The sequence below is a fragment of the Ideonella sp. P3_A4 genome (assembly GCF_056403075.1).
Window position 1 is genome coordinate 1 of record NZ_JBFUGE010000476.1, and the last position, 4,623, is coordinate 4,623.

Sequence of the window (4,623 nt, forward strand, 5' to 3'; positions counted from 1 at the left end):
GAGACCGTCACCGCCACGGCGCCCGCGCCTTCCGCAGGTGAGCTGGGCTTTGCGCAGATCGTCGGTGCAGTCCGCACCCGGCCGTTGGTGCCCAAGACATCACGCAAGAAAGCTGCCGCGGAGCCGCCCGCCGCCGAGGAGCAAGAGAGCCCCGCGGCAGCGCTGGAGCGCGCCGCAACGATGGTGCGCAGTGGCCAGATGGAAGCCGGCATCGCGTTGTGCCAACAGATGTGGCCGATCGTGTCTGAGGCCGACGACGTGCTGCAGATGGGCATCTGCCAGCACATGATGGCTATCGGCTACCAGTACACMGGCAAGCTCAAAGAAGCGCTGACCGCCGGCCACCTGGGTATCGAGTTGCTGACGCGCGCGGCCGACCCGATCCGCCTGCTGCGGCTGTTGGCGGCGCACGCCATCACCGTGGCGCAGCTGGGCCAGGTGGCCGAGGCGCTGGAGCTTCTAAACCGCGCGATCCAGCTGCTGCCACTGGTGGGTGATGCGCCCTGGCACCAATGCGTGTTCTGGACCAACGCTGGCGCAGTTCACCAGGCGCTGGGCCAGATGGACCAGGCGCTGGCAGCCTGGGAACGCTGCATCGAGCTGAACAAGCGCCACGACGACCCGAACCTGGCCGCGGTCACCAAGGCCAACCTGTTCGCCTACCGGATGGTGGCCGCGCGCAAGCGGCATGCCGACCGCGCGACCATCATGGCGGCCTACGACGAGCACCGCCAGCTGCTCGACGAACTGGTCGCCACCGAGCGGCATCACCTGGTGCTCAACGGCGCCGCAGAAGCGGCCGACGCGATGATCGACCTGGGCGAGCTGGACGAAGCGCGGGCGGTGCTGAAGCTGGGCGTCAAGTCGGCCAAGATCGCTGGCTTAGGCCCCAGCCGCGCCAGCCTGGAGCTGCACCTCGCGCGCGTAGAGCGCCTGAGCAATCAGCACCGGTTCGCAGCGGCCCATGTGGCCGAGGCGTTGGCGCTGGTCAACGAGAGCCAGGACCAAGAGCTGCTGGCCCGCGTGCACCTGGAAAACAGCCTGCTGCAAGAGGCGCAGCAGCATTGGCGCTCGGCGCTCGATTTCTTCAAGCGTTATGCCGAAACACGCGAGGCCTTGCTTGCTGCGCAGGCGGACACGCGTGCGCAGGCGCTGGCCGCGCGGGTCGACGTGGAGCGCAACCGCGTCGACGCCGAGTTGGCCCGCATGCGCAGTGCCGAGCTGGAGCGTCAGGTCAGCCACATGGCCGAAGAGGCGGGCGAGCTGAAGCGCCAGGCGCTGGAAGACCCGTTGACCGGGCTGGCGAACCGGCGCCAGTTCGAGCTGCGCGTCACGCAGCTGCAAGCCGAGCGCGGGCTCGACCAGCCGCTGGTGCTGATGATTGGCGACATCGACCACTTCAAGCACATCAACGACCGCTTCTCGCACGCCAGCGGCGACGACGTGCTTCGCGCAATCGGCCGGCTGCTGCGCGACCACCTGCGCCCGCACGATGCGATCGCGCGCTGGGGCGGCGAAGAATTCGTGGTCGGCTTTGGCGGTGGCCTGCCGCTGGACCAGGCCTTGAAGGTGGCCGACCGCCTGCGCGCCACGATCGAGCAACACCCCTGGAGCCCCATTGCGCCCGAGCTGAAGGTGACGATGAGCCTGGGCCTCGCGGCGATGACCGAAGGCGAAAGCGTTGCCGATGCGCTGCTGCGTGCCGACACGGCCCTGTACGAATGCAAAAAAGGCGGCCGCAACCAGGTGCGCGCGGCCCTCTGAACAGGCCTGTCACCTGGCGCTTGCCGCCAAACCCCCTCAAACCCTTGAGGGGGTGAGTCAACTCAGGTCAACCGATGTTGTTGACTCCAGAGCACCCAGCAATCGTTGTGCAGCCCGCTCGAAGCGGGCCGGCGAGGGGCCTGCTGCCAGGGCTGCGTGCGCCCTCAAGAGCGGCAGCGCTCAGGGCGGGCAGCGCGACGCGCCCCAACGGCGTCCAATGAACCATCGATGTCGTCTCCAGTGGATGAGCGCGGCGTCGCCCGGCCGCGCTCGAAATGGGACGAGTCAAACCAGTAACCGGTGTGGTGGCCGGCCGCTGCGGGCGCCTCGCGAAAGCCAAGCGCTTGTGGCAACCTGCTTTCGTGGCCGCAGTTGTACGGGCCCGGGGTGGCCTGCAGCTACTCAGTGCTAACCCGCTTCGGGTTGATGCGGGTTCGACGCCGGCGGCGCTTGTCGCGACGCTGCAAACTGGGGCACTTCAGCTTGCCGACTGGCAGACCAATCCGCCACGCGGTGCGGGTTCGGCGAGCGATACGCAGGCGGCCAGCAACTCGCCGTGCTGGAACCGGTAGCCTGCCGCGAGTGCCACGCGCGGCTGCACTGGTTGGCCGCGCAGCAGCAGGTCCGACATCTCGCCCATCAGCCACCGCAGCGGCGCCGCTGGTGCATGCAACCACGCATGTCGATGAAACGACGCGGCGCTGGCCCCCGTGAATTCGGCCTGCGTGCAGACCTGCGGCGCCACGGCGTTCATCGGCCCGGCCAGCTTGCGATGTGCCATCGCAAAGCGGACCAGCCCGACCGCATCGACGAGGTGGATCCATGGCATCGGCTGCCGGCCCCCGCCGAGCACAGCACCCAGGCCACAGCGAGCCGCCAGCGCCAGCCCAGGGTAGGCACCACCGCCACCGCCCAGTACCACGCCCAGCCGCAGGCGCACCACGCGCACGCCCAGCGCTTCGGCGCGGCGCGCCTCGTGCTCGATCGCCACGCACAGGTCCGACTGGAACTGGCCCGGTTGCGGCGGGGCGTCTTCATCCAGCGGCTCTCCATAACGTGCCGGCTCCACGGCGCCGTAGTAGCCGACCGCCGACGCGCTGACCATCACGGCGGGGCGCTGCTGCAGGCGGCGCATCAACGCAATCACCGCGGCCGTCACGTCGACGCGGCTGGCCAGCAGCTCGTGCCGCCGGCGTTGCGTCCACGGCATGCCCAGCACGCGGGCGCCGGCCAGGTTGACGACGGCATCGATGCGCGTTTCCGAAGGGATGTCGGCCAGCGTGTCGACTGCCCAGACGCTGCGGTTCCAGAGCGAGCGCGCCAGCAGCCTGTCGCGTGTCAGCACGATCACGCGGTGGCCGTCGCGTAGCAGGTCGTTGACCAGCGCGCTGCCGACGAAGCCAGTGGCCCCGGTCACCAGCACCGTCGGCGGGACCGACGGCAGTGGCGCTTGCACGGTGGCTCGCGTCTGCGGCGTAGCGCGGCGGCTCAGCTGACGCACCGCCGCGGCGTTGCGCAGCCCCCAGCCAATGACGACCAAGCCGAACAAGCTGAACAACCAGCTCACGGCGCCGTACGCCACCGGCACGATCGTGGTGTCGGCTTGGCTCCAGACCCAGAGGATCGGCGCGAATGTCGCCAGGAACACGCCATAGCCGACCGCCAACACCGTGTGCAGCGCGCGCTCGAACGGTGGCAGGCAGCGCGTGCGGTCTTCTTCGAGGAAGTCGGCCAGCGTGATGCCGACCTCGGCCAGCAACAGCGCACCCAGCAACGCGGCCCACGCACCGCGCCACTCGAACCAGGCGAGGCCGATGAAGAGGGTGCCGTAGATCAGCTCACGCGCCGCATGCAGCGTCAGCTCGCGCCGGGCTGATGGGCGGTGCGGCAGCTTGGCCTGCAGCTCGTGGTGCCACAGGTTGTCGAAAGCGCCGAGCAGCGCCTGGACGAAGAGGATGGTGAAGATGGTGGTCATGATGTTTTGCCCGAATGGTTGCAGTCGCGTGTGATTCAGACGGGGTCGCTGAACACGCCGGTCTGGTGGAAAGTGCGGCCCCACAGCGGGTGGGTCATCGCCAGCGTGAAGCGAAAGCGCCCTTCGCCGAGGTCGGTGTGCGTCACGCGGCAGGTGCCGGGCGTGAACAGCGCAGGCACCGGCAGGCGCCAGCCGCGTGGCCCGACAAGCAGAAAGAAGCGGCGGCTTTCGAAGACCAGCGAACCGCCCGACTCGAACACGTCCAGGTCCATGCCCAGGCCACCGTCGGTGCGTTCGACCAAGCGGCCGTTCGGGCCTAACGCCTTGGTGGAGCGCACCAGGTGCTGGCCGCCGAAATGGCGCTCCCACACCACGCCGCCAGCGCCATCGCCGAGCACCCGCACCTGCGTTGCCACGCCTTCTGCATTCAAGCCCGCCAGCGGGCTGCCGACGGCACGCGACAACCAGGCGAAGATGCGGCCGACGGGCGAGCAGTGCAGGGCCATGTCGCCGGCGTAATGCGTGTTCGGATGGCCCGCAGCGAAGCGCCGGCGCACCGCCGCTGGCAGGCGGGCCCAGCCGGTGGGGCCAACCAGTGCGGCCAGGTCGAGCACGGGTGTCGGGGCGGCGGCGGTCAGGGCGAGGGAGCGAGGCATGGCGGGTCGAGAGGCGTTGCGGATACCCTGTATTCGCAGCTTCCGGGCCAGCCACCTCGCGCGCGCCAAGTCGTTGATTTCATTGCGTTTATCTGCTCGACCTGTATACTTTGGATACAGGGCTCGACCCCCTCATCGTCAACGCCGTTGACAGGGGCCTGCCAAGCGCTCGCCGATGCTGATCCACGCCGTTCTCGCCTTTGCGCTGCTCGAAACCCTGGTACTGGG

At 68.9% G+C, this 4,623-nt stretch carries 3 protein-coding genes; 1 reads left to right on the forward strand and 2 read right to left on the reverse strand.

Features of this window, described 5'->3' with window-relative positions:
• Nucleotides 1-1,764: GGDEF domain-containing protein (locus AC1DYI_RS27135; protein WP_477207232.1), on the forward strand; the 1,764-nt coding region annotated here is incomplete at its 5' end.
• A gap of 478 nt (nt 1,765-2,242) precedes the next feature.
• Here AC1DYI_RS27135 and AC1DYI_RS27140 read toward each other — a convergent pair.
• A complete protein-coding gene (locus AC1DYI_RS27140; protein WP_477207233.1) occupies nt 2,243-3,739 on the reverse strand; it encodes a TIGR01777 family oxidoreductase in 1,497 nt (498 codons plus the stop codon).
• Between the two features lie 35 nt (nt 3,740-3,774).
• Complete coding sequence (locus AC1DYI_RS27145) at nt 3,775-4,395, reverse strand: DUF4166 domain-containing protein (protein WP_477207234.1); 621 nt, start codon at nt 4,393-4,395, stop codon at nt 3,775-3,777.
• Between the last annotated feature and the right edge of the window lie 228 nt (nt 4,396-4,623).